General features: G+C 72.8%; 19 protein-coding genes, 1 pseudogene and 1 riboswitch. Of the genes and pseudogenes, 8 read left to right on the top strand and 12 right to left on the bottom strand.

Annotated features, from left to right (window positions below; all coding sequences use genetic code 11):
* Positions 1 to 14: 14 nt before the first annotated feature.
* On the top strand, positions 15 to 620 hold the full coding sequence (locus O7613_RS18575) for a hypothetical protein (protein WP_282289442.1): 606 nt from the start codon (positions 15 to 17) through the stop codon (positions 618 to 620).
* Positions 621 to 629: 9 nt separating this feature from the next.
* Positions 630 to 800, top strand: coding sequence for a hypothetical protein (locus tag O7613_RS18580; RefSeq protein WP_282284039.1), 171 nt, complete (start codon positions 630 to 632; stop codon positions 798 to 800).
* Between the two features lie 57 nt (positions 801 to 857).
* Here O7613_RS18580 and O7613_RS18585 read toward each other — a convergent pair whose 3' ends face one another.
* The 4 genes from O7613_RS18585 to O7613_RS18600 all read right to left on the bottom strand — a co-directional run bounded on the left by O7613_RS18585 (position 858) and on the right by O7613_RS18600 (position 5,085).
* Positions 858 to 2,807 carry an acyl-CoA dehydrogenase family protein gene (locus O7613_RS18585; protein WP_282289443.1) on the bottom strand — a complete coding sequence of 650 codons (1,950 nt, stop codon included), beginning with the start codon at positions 2,805 to 2,807 and terminating at the stop codon, positions 858 to 860.
* 100 nt (positions 2,808 to 2,907) lie between these two features.
* Complete coding sequence (locus O7613_RS18590; protein ID WP_282289444.1) at positions 2,908 to 3,411, bottom strand: DUF6328 family protein; 504 nt, start codon at positions 3,409 to 3,411, stop codon at positions 2,908 to 2,910.
* 91 nt (positions 3,412 to 3,502) lie between these two features.
* On the bottom strand, positions 3,503 to 4,252 hold the full coding sequence (locus O7613_RS18595; RefSeq protein ID WP_281587146.1) for an SIS domain-containing protein: 750 nt from the start codon (positions 4,250 to 4,252) through the stop codon (positions 3,503 to 3,505).
* Positions 4,249 to 5,085: an alpha/beta hydrolase gene (locus O7613_RS18600; RefSeq protein ID WP_282289445.1), complete on the bottom strand. Its 837-nt coding sequence runs from the start codon at positions 5,083 to 5,085 to the stop codon at positions 4,249 to 4,251. Before O7613_RS18600 ends, O7613_RS18595 begins: the two co-directional genes overlap by 4 nt.
* A 77-nt stretch (positions 5,086 to 5,162) precedes the next feature.
* A riboswitch (TPP riboswitch) is annotated at positions 5,163 to 5,269 on the top strand.
* Positions 5,270 to 5,344: 75 nt separating this feature from the next.
* Between O7613_RS18600 and O7613_RS18605 the strand changes: the two genes are divergently transcribed.
* The 5 genes and pseudogenes from O7613_RS18605 to gndA all read left to right on the top strand — a co-directional run bounded on the left by O7613_RS18605 (position 5,345) and on the right by gndA (position 11,715).
* On the top strand, positions 5,345 to 5,935 hold the full coding sequence (locus O7613_RS18605; RefSeq protein ID WP_282289446.1) for an ECF transporter S component: 591 nt from the start codon (positions 5,345 to 5,347) through the stop codon (positions 5,933 to 5,935).
* Positions 5,936 to 6,028: 93 nt separating this feature from the next.
* Positions 6,029 to 7,453: pseudogene (locus tag O7613_RS18610) on the top strand (ABC transporter ATP-binding protein); the annotation flags it as partial.
* A 251-nt stretch (positions 7,454 to 7,704) separates the two neighbouring features.
* Complete coding sequence (locus O7613_RS18615; protein WP_282289447.1) at positions 7,705 to 8,505, top strand: energy-coupling factor transporter transmembrane component T; 801 nt, start codon at positions 7,705 to 7,707, stop codon at positions 8,503 to 8,505.
* 1,343 nt (positions 8,506 to 9,848) lie between these two features.
* Positions 9,849 to 10,145 (top strand): MTH1187 family thiamine-binding protein, encoded by a 297-nt coding sequence (locus tag O7613_RS18620; RefSeq protein ID WP_281587142.1) that lies wholly within the window; start codon positions 9,849 to 9,851, stop codon positions 10,143 to 10,145.
* Between the two features lie 127 nt (positions 10,146 to 10,272).
* On the top strand, positions 10,273 to 11,715 hold the full coding sequence (gene gndA, locus O7613_RS18625; RefSeq protein ID WP_281587141.1) for an NADP-dependent phosphogluconate dehydrogenase: 1,443 nt from the start codon (positions 10,273 to 10,275) through the stop codon (positions 11,713 to 11,715).
* Positions 11,716 to 11,817: 102 nt separating this feature from the next.
* Here the strand turns inward: gndA and O7613_RS18630 are convergent, their stop codons facing one another.
* The 3 genes from O7613_RS18630 to recO all read right to left on the bottom strand — a co-directional run bounded on the left by O7613_RS18630 (position 11,818) and on the right by recO (position 13,756).
* Positions 11,818 to 12,003, bottom strand: a complete 186-nt coding sequence (locus O7613_RS18630; protein ID WP_281587140.1) for a hypothetical protein — start codon at positions 12,001 to 12,003, stop codon at positions 11,818 to 11,820.
* Positions 12,004 to 12,071: 68 nt separating this feature from the next.
* Positions 12,072 to 12,884, bottom strand: a complete 813-nt coding sequence (locus O7613_RS18635; RefSeq protein ID WP_281587139.1) for an isoprenyl transferase — start codon at positions 12,882 to 12,884, stop codon at positions 12,072 to 12,074.
* On the bottom strand, positions 12,881 to 13,756 hold the full coding sequence (gene recO, locus O7613_RS18640) for a DNA repair protein RecO (protein WP_281587138.1): 876 nt from the start codon (positions 13,754 to 13,756) through the stop codon (positions 12,881 to 12,883). The genes O7613_RS18635 and recO overlap by 4 nt, the downstream gene beginning before the upstream one ends.
* Before the next feature lie 101 nt (positions 13,757 to 13,857).
* On the opposite strand from recO, the gene O7613_RS18645 reads away from it, so the two are divergent.
* On the top strand, positions 13,858 to 14,655 hold the full coding sequence (locus O7613_RS18645; protein WP_281587137.1) for a DUF4097 family beta strand repeat-containing protein: 798 nt from the start codon (positions 13,858 to 13,860) through the stop codon (positions 14,653 to 14,655).
* Positions 14,656 to 14,748: 93 nt separating this feature from the next.
* Here O7613_RS18645 and O7613_RS18650 read toward each other — a convergent pair whose 3' ends face one another.
* The 5 genes from O7613_RS18650 to ybeY all read right to left on the bottom strand — a co-directional run bounded on the left by O7613_RS18650 (position 14,749) and on the right by ybeY (position 19,189).
* Positions 14,749 to 15,906 carry an acyltransferase gene (locus O7613_RS18650; RefSeq protein WP_282289448.1) on the bottom strand — a complete coding sequence of 386 codons (1,158 nt, stop codon included), beginning with the start codon at positions 15,904 to 15,906 and terminating at the stop codon, positions 14,749 to 14,751.
* A gap of 152 nt (positions 15,907 to 16,058) precedes the next feature.
* Positions 16,059 to 16,955 carry a GTPase Era gene (gene era, locus O7613_RS18655; RefSeq protein ID WP_281587135.1) on the bottom strand — a complete coding sequence of 299 codons (897 nt, stop codon included), beginning with the start codon at positions 16,953 to 16,955 and terminating at the stop codon, positions 16,059 to 16,061.
* Positions 16,952 to 17,338: a cytidine deaminase gene (locus O7613_RS18660; protein WP_281587134.1), complete on the bottom strand. Its 387-nt coding sequence runs from the start codon at positions 17,336 to 17,338 to the stop codon at positions 16,952 to 16,954. The genes era and O7613_RS18660 overlap by 4 nt, the downstream gene beginning before the upstream one ends.
* Entirely contained in the window at positions 17,331 to 18,740 is a 1,410-nt protein-coding gene (locus O7613_RS18665; RefSeq protein ID WP_282294570.1) for a hemolysin family protein, read from the bottom strand. The genes O7613_RS18660 and O7613_RS18665 overlap by 8 nt, the downstream gene beginning before the upstream one ends.
* Positions 18,716 to 19,189 (bottom strand): rRNA maturation RNase YbeY, encoded by a 474-nt coding sequence (gene ybeY, locus O7613_RS18670; protein ID WP_281587133.1) that lies wholly within the window; start codon positions 19,187 to 19,189, stop codon positions 18,716 to 18,718. Before ybeY ends, O7613_RS18665 begins: the two co-directional genes overlap by 25 nt.
* Positions 19,190 to 19,193: the final 4 nt, after the last annotated feature.

Below are 19,193 nucleotides of genomic sequence, written 5' to 3' on the forward strand. Positions count from 1 at the left end.
GCAGGCTGTGCGGCGTGAAGATCTACGCCGACCGCTTTCCGACCGCCCTCCGCCAGCTCCTCACCGATCTGCTCGTGGTCGTCTGGGTGTACGCGGCGATCCGCTTCGCGTTCTGGGTGCACGACCTGGTGGAGAAGCTCGCCGTACCCGGGCAGAAGCTGGAGGGGGCCGGCGGCGGACTCGCCGACAACCTGGCCGAGGCCGGCGGCAAGGTGGGCCGGGTGCCGCTTGTCGGCGACGAGCTGACCGCGCCCTTCACCCGGGCCGCCGACGCCGCCCGCGCGATGGCCGACGCCGGCCGCGACCAGCAGGAGCTGGTCGGCCAGCTCGCGGTGGCGCTGACCGTGGCGGTGCTGGTGTTCCCCCTCGGGCTGGTGCTCGTCGGTTGGCTGCCGCTGCGGGTGCGGTGGATGCGCCGGGCCGGCGCGGCGAAGGCCATGTCCGCCGCGCCGGGCGGCCGGGACCTGCTGGCGTTGCGCGCGCTCGCCGGCCAGCCGCTGTCGAAGCTCAACCGGATCGCGCCGGACGTGGCCGAGGCGTGGCGGCGCGGCGACGACGCGACCGTGGACGCGCTCGCCGCGCTGGAGCTGCGCGGGCTGGGGCTGCGCACCGGCCGGTAGGGTGTGCCGGTGCTGTACTTCCTGATCGTCGTCGCCGTGCTGCTGCTCGTCTACGCGGGCGTGCTGGTGAGCTTCGTCCGCAAGGGCCGCAGGATCCCGCCGGCGGCGTACCTCGTGCTGGCCGCCCTCAACGGTCTGATCCTCGCCGCGGTGATCGCCTGGGCGGTCGCCCGCCGCTGAGCGGTGTTAAAAGGGGCCCCCGCCTATACCGAAAGCGTTAAGCGGGGGCCCCTCCTTTCACAGCCGGCGGCGGACGTCGTCGGCGGTGGAGGGGCCCGGCTGCCAGCGGGCCACCCAGGGCAGGTCGGTGGGGGGCGTGAGCACGCCGGCCTCCACCGAGGCGTAACGGCCGGCGACGATCCGCTTCGCGGCGGCCACGTCCACCGAGTCGGTGTTCGACCACAGGCCGGTGAACAACTCGTCGACGCGCAGTCGCGCCTGCCGGCAGAACAGGTCGGCCAGCTCGACGTTCTCCGGGTGCTCGGACCGCTCGGCGTAGGCCCGGACGCAGACCGCGGACATCGCGAACAGCTCCGCGCCGATGTCCACCACCCGGCCGAGGAACGCCTGCTTGCGCTCCATCTTTCCCTGCCAGCGGGACATCGCGTAGAACGTCGAGCGGGCCAGCTTGCGCGAGGTCCGCTCGACGTGCCGCAGGTGCCCGGCCAGCGGCCCGAACTCCTGGTAGGCACCCGGCGCCTGCCCCTTGCCGACGGCGAGCGTGGGCAGCCACTTGGCGTAGAACGCGCCGGCCCGCGCGCCGGCTGCCGCCTTGCGGCCCAGCCCGGCGTCCGGGTCGATGATGTCGCCGGCCACCGACAGGTGCGCGTCGACCGCCTCGCGGGCGATCAGCAGGTGCATGATCTCGGTGGAGCCCTCGAAGATCCGGTTGATCCGCAGGTCGCGCAGGAGTTGCTCGACGGCGGCCGGGCGTTCGCCCCGGGCTTCGAGCGACTCGGCCGTCTCGTAGCCGCGCCCGCCCCGGATCTGGATCAGCTCGTCGGCGATCCGCCAGGCCATCTCGCTGGCGTAGAGCTTGACGAGCGCCGCCTCGATCCGGATGTCGTTGCGGTCGTCGTCGGCGAGCAGGCAGGACAGGTCCAGCATGGACTCCATGGCGTAGGTGGTGGCGGCGATGAACGCCAGCTTCTTCGCCACCGCCTCGTGCTCGCCGACCGGCCGGCCCCACTGGACCCGGTCGGCGGCCCACTCCCGGGCCACGTTGAGCGCCCACTTGCCGGCGCCCACGCACATCGCCGGCAGCGACAGCCGGCCGGTGTTGAGCGTGGTCAACGCGATCTTCAGGCCCTTGCCCTCCCCACCGATCACGTTCTCGGCCGGCACGAACACGTCGTGGAACCGGGTGAGGCTGTTCTCCAGGCCGCGCAGCCCGACGAAGGAGTTGCGCCGCTCCACCGTGATGCCGTCGCTGTCGCCCTCCACCACGAAGGCGGTGATCCCGCCGCGACGGCCCTCCGCGGCCGGCACCCGGGCCATCACCACGAGCAGCGTGGCCACGGTGCCGTTGGTGGCCCAGAGCTTCACCCCGTTGAGGCGGTAGCCGGCGCCGTCGGCGGTCGGCTCGGCGGTGGTGGCGAGCCGGGCCGGGTCGGAGCCGACGTCCGGCTCGGTGAGCAGGAACGCGGACACCTCGCCGGCGGCCAGCCGGGGCAGGAACCGCTGCTTCTGCTCGGCCGTGCCGAACATCTTCAGCGGCTGCGGCACGCCGATCGACTGGTGCGCGGAGAGCAGCGCGCCGATCGCCGGGTTCACCGAGCCGGCGAGCATCAGCGCCCGGCAGTAGTGCAGGTTGCTCAGCCCGAGGCCGCCGTACCTGCGGTCGATCTTCATGCCGAAGGCGCCGAGCCGGGCCATCCCGTGGAACACCTCGTCCGGGATGTGCGCGTCACGCTCGATCGCCGCGCCGTCCACCTTGCTGCCCAGGTAGGCCCCGAACGCGCCGAGGAACTCGTCGGCGCGGGCCACGTCGTCCGGGTCGGACCGGGGCCACGGGTCGATCAGGTCGAGCCGGAACCGGCCGAGGAAGAGTTCCTTGCCGAAGCTGGGGCGGTCCCAGGCCGACTCGCGAGCCGCCTCGGCGACCTGACGGGCCTCCTTCTCGGAGACCTGGCCGGCCTCGGTGGGCAGCGGCCCCACCCCGTCGGCGTTGTTCTGTGTCGTGGTCACGGCTGCCTCCTGGATGGTCGGTCCGGATGCGACGAAATCGACGCTACCCCCGGGTGTTACCCAGGGGTAGCCTCGCGTGCACGCCCGATTTGGCGGACCGTCAGCCGGCGGTCAGCGTCGCCGGGTCGTCGTCGTCATCGTCGATGTCGTCGTCGCCCCAGCTGCGGCGGCTGAACGGCAGGATCGCCCAGAAGAGCAGGAACCAGATCCCGGTGAGCGCGCTGAGCAGGAACGCGATCGGCCGGTCCAGCACGAAGTCGGTGACCAGCAGGACCGCGCTGACCATCGCGATCAGCATGAAGAACAGGCCGCCGGACGCCATCCGGTGGGCGAAGCGGACCAGTTCCGGCTTGCGCCCCTGCCGGAACAGCGCCCGGTGGAACGCGACCGGCGAGATGATCATCGCGGCGGCCGCGGCGGCGGCCAGCAGCGCCACGACGTAGACGTCGCGCTGGAAGTCGGTGGTCCGGTTGAACGCGTTGCTGAACGGCATGGTCAGCAGGAAGGCGAAGAGGATCTGCACACCGGTCTGCGCCACGCGCAGCTCCTGGAGCAGGTCGGCGAAGTTGCGCTGCCAACGCTGCTTCTCGGATTCCTTGGACACTCGTGAACCTCCGGTGAAGACGGCACGGCCGGCGGGTGAACGCCCGCCGGCAGCAGCGCCTGTGCCCGGTTCAGATGATCACGAAACCGACTCAGGAACCCCGGCGGATCCGGCCCGCGTACCGGGCCTCCCACTCGGCGTTGTGCTCGTCCCCGCCGGCGATGTTCGCCGACAGGTAGACCGGCGGACGCTCCCCCGCCGCCACCAGCCGGGCCACCACCTCGACGGTGATCTGCTGGGCCAGCAGCGCGGCGGTGATCGAGGAGACCGCGCCGACCGCGCCACCGTCGGGCAGCGGCAGCGTGGCGTCGCCGTACGGGGCGCCGTTGTCCAGCACCACGTCGGCGAAGTCGGCGAGCTTGCGGCCGGACGGATGCCGCGAGGTCATCCGGGCCGAGTGCCGGGCCGAGGTGACCGCCACCAGACCGTGCCCGTGTTCCTTCACCACGGACGCGAACTCCACCATCGCCCCGTTCACGCCCGAGTTGGAGGCCAGCACGAACACGTCCGGCGGCCGGACCGGGGCCAGCTCGTAGAGGCGGTGCGCCACAGCCGGCTCGCGTTCCAGCTTCGGGCCGAGCACGTCGGCCGGCTCACCCCCGACGAGCACCAGGTCACGCAGCGCGATCCGGTTGGTGGGCACCAGTCCGCCGGCGCGGCCGGCGATCTCCATGGCGAGCGCCTCCGAGTGCCCGGTGCCGAAGGCGTGCACCACCCCGTCGGCGCGTACCGCCGCGGCGATCAGGTCGGCCGCCGCGGCCACGTTCTCCCGCTGCTCGGCGGCCACCCGGCCCATCATCTCGGTCACCGTGGCCAGGTACGCCTGGGCGCTCACCGTCATGTCTGCTCCGTTCCTCGCACCCGGGCCAGGATCGCCTCGGCCAGCGGGCCGGGGGCCTCGTCGGGGATCCAGTGGCTGACGCCGGGAAGCGTCACGAAGCGGTAGTCGCCGGTGACGTGCGCCGCGCACGCCTCGGCGGCGGTCCGGCCGATCGCCACGTCCTTCTCGCTCCACACGTACGTGGTCGGCGCCGCCACCGGGCCGACCGCCTTCATGTCCGACCCGTTCATCGCCCGGTACCAGTTCAGCGCGACGGTGAGCGCGCCCGGCTCGCGCATCGGCTCGGCGTAGCGGGCCACCGCGTCCGCGTCGCCGACCCCGCGCAGCAGCCGGCGCAGCGCGGCCCCGCGCAACGCCAGCAGCACCGTCTCGGCCTTGCCAGGCATCCGGAACAACGCCATGTAGGCGGACTTCGCCTTCTGCCGCGGATCGGTGGCGAGCGCATGCCCCATCGCGGCCGGGTGCGGCACCGACACCGCGGTAAGCGTCCGCACCCGCTCCGGGTGCGCCGCGGCCAGGCCCCAGGCCACGATCGCGCCCCAGTCGTGGCCGACCAGGTGCGCGGTGGTCACCCCGAGCGCGTCCAGCACGGCCGCCGCGTCGGCCACCAGCTCCGGGATGCGGTACGCCTCGACGGCGTCCGGCCGTGCGCCGGGCGAGTATCCGCGCTGGTCGAGGGCGTACGTGCGCAGCCCGGCGGCGTGCAGCGCGGGCGTCACCGCATCCCACTCGCCGGCGTGCTGCGGGAAGCCGTGCAGCAGCAGGACCGGATCGCCGCCCTCGGGGCCGCCGGTGCGTACCTCGAATGTCAGATCCCGCGCCTCGACCCGCATGATCGCCACCATACCGACCCGCGCCCTGCTGGGCCTGGCCCCGACATCGGTGCTAGCGTCTGCCGTTGAGACAACTTCACATCCGACAGGGGAGCGCACAGCGCTGAGAGTGCGGGCCGGTGCCCGCAGACCCTCGAACCTGATCTGGGTAATGCCAGCGCAGGGAGTTCGGTCGACCTCCAGCCGCGTCGACGTCCGGGCACATTCCGGGCGCGGCGTGCGTCTTCTCCTGGTTCCGCACCACGAACTGGGAGTCCGCATGAACCACACCGACAGCAACCGCTGGCGTACCGTCGACATCGTCGTCGCCTCGGTGATCGCCGTCGCCTTCGGCGTCGTCTTCTGGGCCTGGGGCCTGCTCTGGAGCGCCACCGACGCGGCGTTCGCGTTCTTCCCGCCGGCGCAGGCGGTGCTCTACGGCGTGTGGCTGATCCCGGCGGTGCTCGCCGGCCTGATCATCCGCAAGCCGGGCGCGGCGCTCTACTGCGAGACGGTGGCCGCGATCGTCTACGCGCTGCTGGGCAGCCAGTGGGCCGGCATCGTGATCCTCCAGGGCCTGATGCAGGGCATCGGCGCCGAGCTGGCGTTCGCCGCGTTCCGCTACCGCTCGTTCAAGCTGCCGGTGGCGACGCTTGCCGGCGCGCTCACCGGTCTCGGCGCGGCCATCTTCGACTTCGTCTACTGGAACAAGGCATACGACCTGACCAACTACCGCATCCCCTACGCCCTGATCACCATCGCCAGCGCCACGATCATCGCGGGCGTCGGCGCCCACGTCCTAACCCGCGCCCTGGCCAACACCGGCGTCCTGGACCGCTTCCCCGCCGGTCGCGACCGAGCCCTGGTCTGACGGGTATCCCGCTGTCGATCATGAAGTTGACGGTGATTTCTGCGCGTGTGGTGCCGTCAACTTCATGATCGACGAGGCAGAGGGGGTGGAACGGTGAGTGGGGTGGTGCTGCGGGGGTTCGGGTGGCGGCACGGGGGGCGCAGACGCTGGGCTCTGCGCGGGGTGGACCTGCGCGTCGAGAGCGGGGAGCGGGTGCTGCTGCTCGGTGCCTCCGGGGCCGGCAAGAGCACGCTGCTGGCGGCGCTGGCCGGGCTGCTGCCCGAGGACTCCGGCGAGCAGGAGGGCACCGTCGAGATCGACGGGCTGGACCCGCGCAAGGCCCGCGAGCGCGTCGGCGTGCTCTTCCAGGACCCGGAGACCCAGCTCGTGATGGCCCGCTCCGGCGACGACGTCGCGTTCGGGCTGGAGAACCGGGGCGTGCCCGCCGAGGAGATCTGGCCCCGGGTCGACGAGGCGCTGCGCCGGGTCGGCTTCCCCTACCACCGGGACCGCCCCACCGCCGCGCTCAGCGGCGGCGAACAGCAACGGCTCGCCCTCGCCGGGGCGCTCGCGCTGCGGCCCGGGCTGCTGCTGCTCGACGAACCCACCGCCAACCTCGACCCGGCCGGCGCCGCGCTGATCCGCCGCGCCGTCGCCGACGCCGTCGACCCGGACACCACACTGATCCTGGTCGAGCACCGGGTCACCGAGGCGCTGCCGCTGATCGACCGGGTGGTGGTGCTGGAACCCGGTGGCGGGGTGCGGGCCGACGGCCCACCCGAGGCGGTGTTCGCCGCGCACGGCGAGGCGCTGGCCGCCGCCGGGGTCTGGGTCCCCGGGCACACCACGCCGCCCCGACACGCCACCACACCACCCGGGGACGTGCTGCTCACCGCCGACCGGCTCGGCCTGCCGCCCCGGCTGGCCCCCACCGACCTTCGGGTACGCGCCGGCGAGGCGCTCGCCGTGCTCGGCCCCAACGGCGTCGGCAAGTCCACGCTGGCGCTGCTCCTCGGCGGCCTGACCCGCCCCGGCACCGGCACGGTCACCGCCTCCACCGCACTTGCCGGCCGGGACGCGCGTACTTCCCCGCACCGGTGGCGGGCACCCGCGCTGGCCGGGCGGATCGGCTCGGTCTTCCAGGACCCCGAGCACCAGTTCGTCACCGCCACCGTCCGCGACGAACTGGCCCTCGGCCCGCGCCGGACCGGCCGGACCGAGGCGGAGGTCACCGCCACCGTGGACGCGCTGCTGCACCGGCTGCGGCTGGACCGGCTCGCCGGCGCCAACCCGTACACCCTCTCCGGCGGCGAGGCGCGGCGGCTGAGCGTGGCGACCGCCCTGGCCACCGCGCCCCGCCTGCTGATCTGCGACGAGCCCACGTTCGGCCAGGACCGGCGGACGTGGCTGGAGCTGGTCGACCTGCTGGCCGAGCTGCGCGACGCCGGCCACGGCATCGTCACGGTGACCCACGACGCGGACTTCGTGGCCGCGCTGGCCGACCGGACGCTCACCCTGGACCACCCGACCGTGTCCCCCGCGCCGAGCCACCCTTCCGGGGCCACCCAGCCGATTCATCCTTCCAGGACCGCCCAGCCGGGACACCCTCCCGGATCCGCCCAGCCGAGCCACCCGGCCGGATCCGCCCAGCCGGGCCACCCTTCCGGGTCCGTCCAACCGGGCCACCCGGCCGGATCCGCCCAGCCGAGCCACCCGGCCGGATCCGCCCAGCCGGGCAGTCCCGGGCCGGGGCAGCCGGCGTCACCGCCGAACCGAGGGGCGGATGCGCCGTGATCAGCCTGGAACCGGTGGCGACGCCGGGCGCCCCGCTGGCCCGGCGCAACCCGGTGGCGAAGCTGGCCGCCGCGATGGTGTTCACCATCGTGCTGGTGGCGACCCTGGACCCGGTCGCGCCGGCCATCGCCATCGCCGTCGAGCTGGCCGTGCTGCCGCTGTTCGGCGTCCGCTACCGGGTGCTGGCCCGGCGGGCGTGGCCGCTGCTGGCCGCCGCCGCCGGCATCCTGGTGACGCTTGTGCTCTTCGCCGCCGACCGGTCCGGTCGGGTCCTCGTCGAGGCCGGACCGGTGCTGGTCACCGAGGGCGTGCTGGTCACCGCGCTCGGGCTGGTGCTGCGGATGCTCGCGGTGGCGCTGCCCGGGATCATCGTGTTCGCCACCACCGACCCGACGGACCTGGCCGACGCGCTGATCCAGAACGCCAAGGCCCCGGCCCGGTTCGCCATCGGCGCGCTTGCCGCGTTCCGGCTGGTGCCGCTGCTCGAACAGGAGTGGCGGATGATCAGCATGGCCCGCCGGGCCCGGGGCGTGGACGCCGGCCGCAACCCGGTGGCCAAGCTGCGGCTCTTCGCGTCCACCGCGTTCACGCTGTTGGTCGGCGCGATCCGGCGGGGCACCCGGCTGGCGGTGGCGATGGACGCGCGGGGCTTCGACGCCGGCACCCCGCGTACGGTCGCCCGCCGACAGCTCTTCACCCGGGCCGACGGGCTGTTGATCGCCGGGGCGGCGCTGCTGGCCGGCGCGGCCCTGACGGTCAGCGTGCTGCTCGGCACCTTCCGCCCCCTGATCGGCTGACCCGACCACCCCCTCAACCCGGCTTGGTCCAGCCCAGCCCGGTCCGGCTCGTGATCGCCGAGTGGAGCCACCCGCCGCGCTCCCGCAGGGCGAACAAGCCCTCCGACACACACCGAAAGCCGCAACACCTCCATATGCCCCTCCAGGTCCCCTCTCCCCCGCCGAGGTCCCGCGTGCTGGCGTCGATCTTCGACTTGTGGCACCTCCAATATCAGAACAAAACCGACACTTATTGGCACCCCAAGTCCAAGATCGAGAGACAGCCACAGAAGGGCGAGAGCCATCTATAGATGGCGCGTCGGGGTCCACGGTGCTGGCCGGGGCGGGTGATTGATCAAGGAGTTCGCGTGGTCGTGAAGGCGGAAATCCGACGCAAAATCCTTGATCACGGCCGGGAGAAGCCCCGGCGACCGCCCCAGCGCCGGTTCGGCGGTGATCATGAAGTTGGCGGCCCCTCTCCGTCCCTTTTGTCGCCGCCAACTTCATGATCAACGGGTTGGATTGAAGATCTTGGAAGGGGAGGGCCCCTGGAGGGGCCGGGAGCTTCCAAGATCTGTGGCGCATACGGGACGCACGGGAGCCGGGGACGGTCGGCGGTCAGCTACGCCGGAAGGCGTAGAAACGGTTTTGGCCTGACCGCTGGCTGTGGCCGGACAGCCGAGCATCGCGGCCGGCGGGCGGGCCGGCCTTCGGCGGCGCTGGGCGAGCCGACCCCGAACCAGCCAACCCCGAACCAGCCAACCCCGAACCAGCCAACCCCGAACCAGCCGATACCGAACCGGCCGATACCGAACCGGCCAACCCCAAACCGGCCAACCCCGGACCAGCCGACGCCGACACAACCGGACCGACTGAACCGGGCAACGCCGGCACAGCCGGACCGGGTGAACCGGGCAACGCCGGCACAGCCGGACCGGGTGAACCGGGTAACGCCGGCACAGCCGGACCGATGGAACCAGCCGAGGGCAGGGTCTTCGGTGTCGATGGGGGCACGGCGAGCGCGTCGGCATCGGTCGGGGGCAACCCCAGCGGGGACGGCTTACGGGACTTCTTCGGGGTGCGCTTCGCGGGCATCCGCGGGCCTCCTGTCTGTCGGGCGCGCCGACCTGGACGCGCCGGGGCGCGCCGACCAGGGACGCGCCGAGCGGGTGCCCCGGATCCGACCACGACAGTCACCGCGAACAACGGCGGCGGGAACGAGGATGCGGACGCCCGGAGCGGGACGGGTCCACGGCACGTGTGGCGGCGGACCGGTGCTCGGAGGAAGGGCGTCACTTACGCATACCGACACGCTAGCCCGCGCCCGCCCCACCCGCACCCGAATTACTGGCACCATCGGCGACATGCTGATCGCGTTCTCGATCACCCCGCTCGGCGTGGGTGAGTCCGTGGGCGACCTGGTCGCCGACGCCGTCCGGGTGGTACGTGAGTCCGGCCTGCCGAACCGGACCGACGCCATGTTCACCACGGTGGAGGGTGAGTGGGACGAGGTGATGGCGGTGGTGAAGCGGGCCGTCGACACCGTCGCGGCCCAGGCGCCCCGGGTCAGCCTGGTGCTCAAGGCCGACCTACGCCCCGGCGTGACCGAGGCGTTGACCGCGAAGGTGGCACACGTGGAGGCGCGGCTCGCCGAGGGGTGAGACGAGCCGCCACCGGCTCCTCACCCACCGTCGAGGTGTGATCCGCTCACCCGGTGACCGCGATACGGTCGCATGACGGCAGCGAGGACGGTCGCGGTACGCGGCGCGGACGAGAGGGGCGGTACGCATGGCAGAACAGGCGACGGCGCAGATCGGGGTCACCGGTCTGGCGGTGATGGGTCGCAACCTGGCCCGGAACCTGGCCCGCAACGGCTTCTCCGTGGCGGTGCACAACCGGTCGCCGGAACGCACCCGCAGCCTGGTCGCCGAGCACGGCGACGAGGGCACCTTCGTGCCGTCCGAGTCGCTTGCCGACTTCGTCGGCTCGCTGGAGCGGCCGCGTGCGGTGATCGTGATGGTGAAGGCCGGCGCGCCGACCGACGCCGTGATCGACGAGCTGATCCCGCTGCTGGAGGAGGGGGACATCGTCGTCGACTGCGGCAACGCGCACTTCGCCGACACCCGCCGCCGGGAGGAGGCGCTGCGCGAGCACGGGCTGCACTTCGTCGGCACCGGCGTCTCCGGTGGCGAGGAGGGCGCGCTGCTCGGCCCGAGCATCATGCCGGGCGGCTCGGCGGAGTCCTACCAGAAGCTCGGGCCGATCTTCGAGAAGATCGCCGCGCAGGTCGAGGGCGAGTCGTGCTGCCGGCACGTCGGGCCGGACGGCGCGGGCCACTTCGTGAAGATGGTGCACAACGGCATCGAGTACGCCGACATGCAGCTCATCGCCGAGGCGTACGACCTGTTGCGGGCCGGTCTGTCGGCGAGCCCGGCGGAGATCGCGGAGATCTTCCGGGAGTGGAACGGCGGCGAGTTGGAGTCGTTCCTCATCGAGATCACCGCCGACGTGCTCGGCCACACCGACCCGGCGACCGGCAAGGCGTTCGTGGACGTGGTGCTCGACCAGGCCGAGCAGAAGGGCACCGGCCGCTGGACCGTGCAGAGCGCGCTGGACCTGGGCATCCCGATCACCGGCATCGCCGAGGCCACGTTCGCCAGGTCGCTGTCCGGCCACGCCGACCAGCGCGAGGCGGCCCGCCGGGTGTTCCCCGACGCCGGCGAGAAGTGGCAGGTGGAGGACCGGGACACGTTCGTCGAGGACGTGCGCCGCGCGCTGCTGGCCAGCAAGATCGTCGCGTACGCGCAGGGCTTCGATCACATCCGCGCCGGCAGCCGGGAGTACGACTGGGACATCGACCTGGGCGGCACGGCCACCATCTGGCGGGGCGGCTGCATCATCCGGGCCCGCTTCCTGGACCGGATCAAGGAGGCGTACGACGGCGAGCCGGACCTGGCGACGCTGCTCGTCGCGCCCTGGTTCGCCGACCGGGTCAGCGCCGGCGTCCCGGGCTGGCGGCGGGTGGTGGCCGACGCGGCCCGGGCGGGTGTGCCGACACCGGCCTTCTCGTCGTCGCTCGCCTACTTCGACGCGCTGCGCGCCGAGCGGCTGCCGGCCGCGTTGATCCAGGGTCTGCGGGACAACTTCGGCGCGCACACCTACCGTCGGGTGGACCGGGACGGCTCGTTCCACACCCTGTGGGCGGGCGACCGCTCCGAGGTGGAGGGCTGACGCCCGGGAGCGCTGACAGTGGAACGCCCCGCGGTCCGGCCGGAGAGGCCGGGGCGCGGGGCGTTCGGCTCGACGGCCGGAGTTGCCCGGCCGTCGAGGGGGTCAGAAGAACCGACGTCGCTTGGCCTTCTGCGGCCGGATCAGGTCGGCGCCCTTGGTCAGCAGGCGGCTCACTCCGGTCGGGCCACGGCGGGCCTCAAGCGTGTGACTGAGCCGGCGGGCACCGGCCGCCGCCAGCGGCACGGCGACCGCCATGATCGCCCACTGCCCGATCCGCTTCTGAATCATGTGGTTCACCTCCGCGTTTGCTGGTATCCCTGTTCGATACCCAGCGTGTCGCGTCGGTAAGCGTGAGCTCAGCCTCCCGGGGCCACCGGGTTGGGCAGCGCCCCGCCGAAGCGGCGGTCCCGCTGCGCGTACAGCTCGCAGGCGTACCAGAGGTGACGGCGGTCGAAGTCGGGCCAGAGCGTGTCCAGGTAGACCAGTTCCGCGTACGCGGTCTGCCACAGCATGAAGTTGGAGATGCGCTGCTCGCCGGAGGGGCGCAGGAACAGGTCGACCTCGGGCACCTCGGGGTGGTAGAGGTAACGCGCCACCGTCTTCTCGGTGACCTTGCCCGGGTCGAGCTTGCCGGCGGCGACGTCCCGGGCGATCGCGGCGGCGGCGTCGGCGATCTCGGCCTGACCGCCGTAGTTGACGCAGAACTGGAGCGTCAGCGTCGAGTTGCCGCGGGACATCTCCTCGGCGGTCTGCAACTCGGAGATCACGCTCTTCCAGAGCCGCCCGGCCCGGCCCGACCAGACCACCCGTACGCCCAGGTCGACGAGCTGGTCACGGCGGCGGCGGATGACGTCGCGGTTGAAGCCCATCAGGAAGCGGACCTCGTCCGGCGAGCGACGCCAGTTCTCGGTGGAGAACGCGTACGCCGACAGGTAGGGCACGCCCAGCTCGATCGCGCCCTCGATGGTGTCGAAGAGGCTGTGCTCACCCTGCTCGTGCCCCTTGGTGCGGGGCAGGCCGCGTTCCTTGGCCCAGCGGCCGTTGCCGTCCATCACGATGGCGATGTGCCGGGGCAGCGCGGCGGCCGGCAGCGCCGGCGGCCGGGCGCCGGACGGGTGCGGGGTCGGCGGGGTCGGCTCGCGGCGGGTCGCCCTCGTCGAACGGATCACTCGGTCATCTCCCTGTTCACACCAGCGGCGGCGGGTCCGGCGCCGGTGCGCGGCGGGACCACACCCGGCCTCGCGCCGCCGGGCGGCGGGACCGTGCCGGCCGCCGGGGCACCCCGGTCGACCAGCGGCAGCGAGCGTAGCGCGCGCTCCAGATGCCACTGGAGGTGCGCCGCGACCAGACCGCTGCACTCCCGGCGTACGCCGGTGTCGGTGGCGTCGGCGTGCGCCCAGTCGCCGCTGGTCAGCGCGGACATCAGCAGGAGCGTGGCCGGCGCGGGGTGGGCGGCGCCCGGGGGGCGGCAGTCCGGGCAGACGGCGCCGCCGGCCGGCACCGAGAACGCGCGGTGCCGGCCCGGCTCGCCGCAGACCGCGCAGGCGGACAGCGCCGGCGCCCAGCCGGCGAACGACATGCCGCGCAGCAGGTAGGCGTCGAGCACGAGGGTGGTGGCGTGGTCGCCGCGGGCCAGGGACTTCATCGCGCCGAGGGTGAGCTGGAACAGCCGCAGCGACGGCTCCCGCTCGACCGGGGTCAGCCGCTCGGCGGTCTCGGCGATCGCGCTGGCCGCCGTGTAGCGGGGGTAGTCGCCGAGGAACCGCTTGCCGTACAGCTCGATCGCCTCGACCTGGCTGACGGTGTGCAGCGAGCTGCCCTGGTTGCCCTTGGGGTCACCGGCGAGCTGGAGGTCGACGTGCCCGAACGGCTCCAGCCGGGCGCCGAACCTGCTGGTGGTGCGCCGGACGCCCCGGGCCACCGCGCGCAGCCGGCCGTGCCGGCGGGTGAACAGGGTGATGATCCGGTCGGACTCGCCCAGCTTCTGCACACGCAGCACCACCGCGTCGTCGCGGTAGAGCTGTCGACGGTAGCCGGCCACCGGCCCATTCTCCTCGGGGTGCGATCTCAGGGTTGGTTCGGGGTGGACCGGCGGACCATCCCCGATGTGCCGGCCGTCCGGCCGGCCCTAGGGTTCTGGCCATGGCTTCGCTCCGAACGGCCGTCCGGCCCCGCGTGGTGGTGGCCGCGACCGCGACCGCCACGCTCATCGTCCTCGCCGGGTGTGACACCCTCTCGTTCCGTCGCCTCGACTACGACCAGACCGAGCGCACCAGGATCACCCGGATCAACGTGGACGGCGACGGCTCGGGCGACGTCGTGGTCCGGGCCAACGGTCCGGCCGACCAGGTACGCATCAAACGGGTGGTCCGCTACGAAGGCGGCGAGCCGGACAGCCGGTACGAGATCAAGGGCGACGAGCTGGTGCTGCCCACCGACTGCGGCAACCGGTGCAGCATCTCCTGGGAGGTGACCGCGCCACCGGGCGTGGCGGTTCGCGGCGGCACCGGGTCGGGCAACGTCGACCTCAGCGAGGTCGGCGCGGTGGACTTCACGCTCAGCTCGGGCGACTTCACGGTCAGCGGGGCGAGCGGTGAGGTCCGCGCGTCGACCACCTCGGGCAACATCCACCTGAGCGAGGCCGCCGGCCCGGTCCGGCTGCGGGCCCGCTCCGGTGACATCGAGGCGCGGCGGCTCACCTCCGCGGTGGACGCGGAGGCCACCTCCGGCAACCTCACCATCGAGCTGGACCAGCCGGCCCCGGCCCGGTTGCATGCCACGAGCGGCGACGTCGACCTGGCCGTGCCGGAGGGCCGTTACCGGGTACGGGCCGACGCGAAGTCCGGCGACGTCTCCCTGCAGGTGACGAACGACCCGGCCGCGTCCCTGCTGCTCGACGTCTCGGCGACCAGCGGCAACGTCAGCGTGTCCAGCCGCTGAGCGACCACCGCCCACCCGGCCCGACCGGCACCCAGCCCAGCCCGACCGGCACCCACCCAGCCCGGCCGTCGCCCCGGCTGATCCGGCTCGCGCTCAGTCGGCGGCGCGGTCCGGCTGGACGGTGTGGTCGGCGGACCGCTCGGCGCTACGGCGCGGCGCCGGCACCCGCGTCGCGGCGCCGACAAGCGCGCCCGCCGCGCCGGCCGAGGCCGGGCTCACCGGGCCAGCCGCCGCCCGTTCGGACGCGGTGCGCCGTTTGCCGGGCACCAGTTCGGGGGTACGCCGGGCGGCCACGTCCTCGACCCAGCCGACAAGCAACGTCACCACCCCGACGAGCACGAAGACCAGCCCCACGCGCAGCCACAGTCCGACCGGGTCGCGCGGCGACCAGCCCACCAGGCTCACGAGCGGGGTGAGCGCCACCACGAACGGCATGTGCCAGAGATAGATGGTCAGCGCACGCCGGTTGACCACGGTCACCGCGCGACCCAGCACCGGAACGCGGTCGACCCAGGCCACGCCGGTCGGCGCCCGCCCGATCGCCACCAGGATGAACGCCGTCGCCCAGAGCGCGTTGCCGAGCGGGATGTCGTTGATGTCGTAACCACGCGCGCCGGGATGGGTGAAGATCCAGGCCAGCCCGGCCGCGCCGACGACCGCGGCGATCGGCAGCAGCACCCGGTTGCGCATCCGTCGCAGCAGGCCGTCGTGGTGGGCGAAACCGAGCAGCCAGGCGCCGAAGTAGAGACCGAACTCGCGCAGCACGGCCGGTGGGTTCAGCAGGATGCCGAACTCGATCGCGGCGAGCAGGGCGTACGGGACGGCAAGCGTGGGCAGGGGCGCCCGGCGGAACAGCCAGAGCGCCAGCGGTGAGGCGAGCACGAACCACAGGTAGTCCCGCAGGTACCAGATCGGGCTGAGGGCCAGCCCGCCCCAGTAGTTGGCCGGCGGATCGGCGATCGGGAACAGCCAGAGCAGCACCCGCGGGCTGAACGGCAGCCCGGTGAGCAGCATCGCCGGCACGAAGACCGCGGCGAGCACCCAGAGCGAGGGCAGCAGCCGCCGCAGCCGGCGCGCCACGGCGGGGACGCCGCTACGGCCCAGCGACGCAGCCATCAGCGACCCGGCGAGCGCGAACATCACCGCCATCGCGGGGAACACCAGCGTGAGCGTGGCGTAGCCGGTGACGTGATAGGTGACGACGCGCAGGATGGCCAGGAAGCGAAGCAGGTCGAGGTAGCGGTTTCGCATCAGCTCGCGGCAGGGTCCGGGGATAGTGACGACGGTCCCTACCCTGCTCGGGCAACCTGTGAAACGGGTAAAGACAGCCACTGAACGTGAGATGTCCCATAGGTCTGACTGATCCTGCCCAGCGGATGCCGGCCGCGTAGCGGCGCGACGCCTCAGAAGCCGAGCTTGCGCAGCTGCTTCGGATCCCGCTGCCAGTCCTTCGCCACCCGCACGTGCAGATCGAGATAGACCCGGGTGCCCAGCAGCTCCTCGATCTGCCGGCGCGCGGTGGTCCCCACATGCTTGAGCCGGCTGCCCCGGTGACCGATCACGATCGCCTTCTGGCTCGACCGTTCCACGTAGAGATCGGCGTAGATCTTCGTGAGGTTGCCCTCCGGAATCATTTCCTCGACCACCACGGCGATGGAGTGCGGCAGCTCGTCCCGCACCCCCTCCAGCGCGGCCTCCCGGACCAGCTCGGCGACGAGCACCTGCTCCGGGTCGTCGGTGAGCATGTCGTCCGGGTAGAGCTGCGGCGACTCCGGCAGGTAGCCGGTCATCACGTCGACGAGCGTGTCCACCTGATGACCGGAGACCGCGCTCACCGGCACCACGGCCGCGAACTCGGCCAGCTCGCTCACCGCGACCAACTGCTCGGCCAGCCGCTTCTTGTCGACCAGGTCGGTCTTGGTGACCACGGCCAGCACGGTGGCCTTCAGGCTGGACAGCTCGCCGGTGATGAACCGGTCGCCCCGCCCGACCGGCTCGTTCGCCGGGACGCAGAGCCCGATCACGTCGACCTCGCTCCAGGTCTCCCGCACCAGGTCGTTGAGGCGTTCGCCGAGCAGCGTACGCGGACGGTGCAGGCCGGGCGTGTCCACGAGCACGAGCTGCGACTCCGGCCGGTGCAGCACCGCTCGGATGATGTGCCGGGTGGTCTGCGGCTTGCTCGACGTAATCGCGATCTTGGTGCCGACGATCGCGTTGGTGAGCGTCGACTTGCCGGCGTTGGGCCGGCCGACGAAACAGGCGAAACCGGCCCGGTAGGGACGCTCCTCGGGCGTGGTCACTCGACCACCGTGCCGAGGACGGCGCCGTCCGGCGCGGCCACGTGGATCGGCGCGTCGGCGGAGAGATCCCGGACCGCGGCGTGCCCGGCGCCGTCAAGCGTCGACGCCTCGGTCACCACCGCCGCCGCCTCCAGCCGGCTCGCCCCCGCCGCCACCGCCGAGGCGACCGCCAACTGGAGCGCGGTCAACGTCAGCGACGGCAGCGCCACGCTTGCCGCCGCGTACGTCCGGCCGTCCTGGTCGCGGACGGCCGCGCCCTCCACGGCGGCCACCCGGCCCCGCGCGCCCCGGGCCAGCACGACGAGCTTGCCGTCCTCGGCGCTCAGCTCGGCCGGATCGGCGGGGGTGGGCAGTGCGGCCGGCACGGCGGGTGACTCAGGCATCGGCGGGTTGCCTCTCCTCGGAACGGTTGTGGTTGCCACGGGATTCGACCGGCTCGCCCCGGCCCGTGCCCTCCGGAGCGGACCCCGGATCGACCCGGCTCACCAGGACGGTGTCGATCCGGTTGCGCCGGCCGGTGGTGCCCTCGGCGATCAGCCGCAGGCCGGCCACCTCGGCCTCCGCGCCCGGGATGGGCACCCGGCCGAGGGCCTGCGCCAGCAGCCCGCCGACCGTCTCCACCTCGTCGGTGGGCAACTCGGTGTCGAACAGCTCGCCCAGATTCTCCACCGGCAGCCGGGCGGTCACCCGCACGGCCCCGTCCGGCAGGTGCTCCACCGGCGGGCGCTCGACATCGTACTCGTCGGTGATCTCACCGACGATCTCCTCCAGGATGTCCTCGATGGTGACCAACCCGCCGGTGCCGCCGTACTCGTCGACCACGATGACCAGGTGGTTGCGGGCCGCCTGCATCTCGGAGAGCAGATCGTCCACCGGCTTGGACTCCGGCACGAACGTCGCCTGACGCATCAGCTCCGCCACCGGCATCTCCCGTGCCTCCCGGTCGCCCTGGGTACGCCGGATCAGGTCCTTGAGGTAGAGCACGCCGAGCACGTCGTCGACGTTCTCACCGATCACCGGGATGCGGGAGAACCCGGACCGCAGGAACAGCGCCAGCGCCTGCGCCAGCGTCTTGCGTTCCTCTATCCACACCATCTCGGTGCGCGGCACCATCACCTCGCGGGCGATGGTGTCACCGAGCGCGAACACCGAGTGGATCATCTGGCGCTCGCCGTGCTCCACCACCCCGCGTTGCTCGGCCAGGTCGACCAGCTCGCGCAGCTCCACCTGGGTGGCGAACGGCCCCTCCCGGAACCCCTTGCCCGGGGTGACCGCGTTGCCGATCAGGATCAGCAGCGACGCCAGCGGGTTGAGCGCCCGGCCCAGCCACCGCACCAGCGGCGCGACCGCCCGGCCGACCGCGTAGGCGTGCTGCCGACCCAGCGTGCGCGGGGCGACCCCGACCACCACGAAACTCACCACGGTCATCGCCCCGGCGGTGACCAGGGCCGCCCGCCAGCCGGCGCCGAACGTGTCGACCGCCACCAGCGCGACGAGCGTGGTCGCGGTCAGTTCGGCAAGCAGGCGGAGCAGGAGCAGCAGGTTGAGGTGACGGACCACGTCACCGGCGACCGCCTGGAGGGCGCGTGCGCCGCGCGCGCCCTCACGGGCCAGCTCGGCGGCGCGCGCCGGGGAGACCGCGGCCAGCGCCGCCTCGGTCATCGCGATCAGGCCGGCGAGCACCACCAGCCCGGCCCCGAAGAACAGGAGCTGGAAATCGGGCAGGCCGGCCGGAGCGCCCGCCGCCGCGAGGGACGTCATCACCGCGACCGGGTCGACCGCCAGCTGGCCAGCAGCCGGGCCTGGAGACCGAACATCTCCCGCTCCTCCTCGGGCTCCGCGTGGTCGTAGCCGAGCAGGTGCAGCACGCCGTGCACGGTGAGCAGGTGCAACTCGTCGCCGGACGAGTGCCCGGCGGTGGCCGCCTGCTTGGCCGCCACCTCCGGGCAGAGCACGATGTCGCCGAGCAGGGCCGGCTCGCCGCCGGCCGGGGCGCTCTCCCCCGGCCCGTGGTCGACGCTGCCCTCGTCCATGGGGAAGGCGAGCACGTCGGTCGGGCCGTCACCGCCCATCCAGCGGTGGTTCAGCTCCGACATGTATTCGATGTCGACGAGCAGCACGGACAACTCGGCGAGGGGGTTGACCCCCATCTCGTCGAGGGCGTGCCGGGCGACGGCGAGCACGGCGTCGGTGTCGACCTCGACACCGGACTCGTTGGCGATCTCGATGGACAACTGT

The organism is Micromonospora sp. WMMD975, from assembly GCF_029581215.1.
Lineage (GTDB): Bacteria > Actinomycetota > Actinomycetes > Mycobacteriales > Micromonosporaceae > Micromonospora.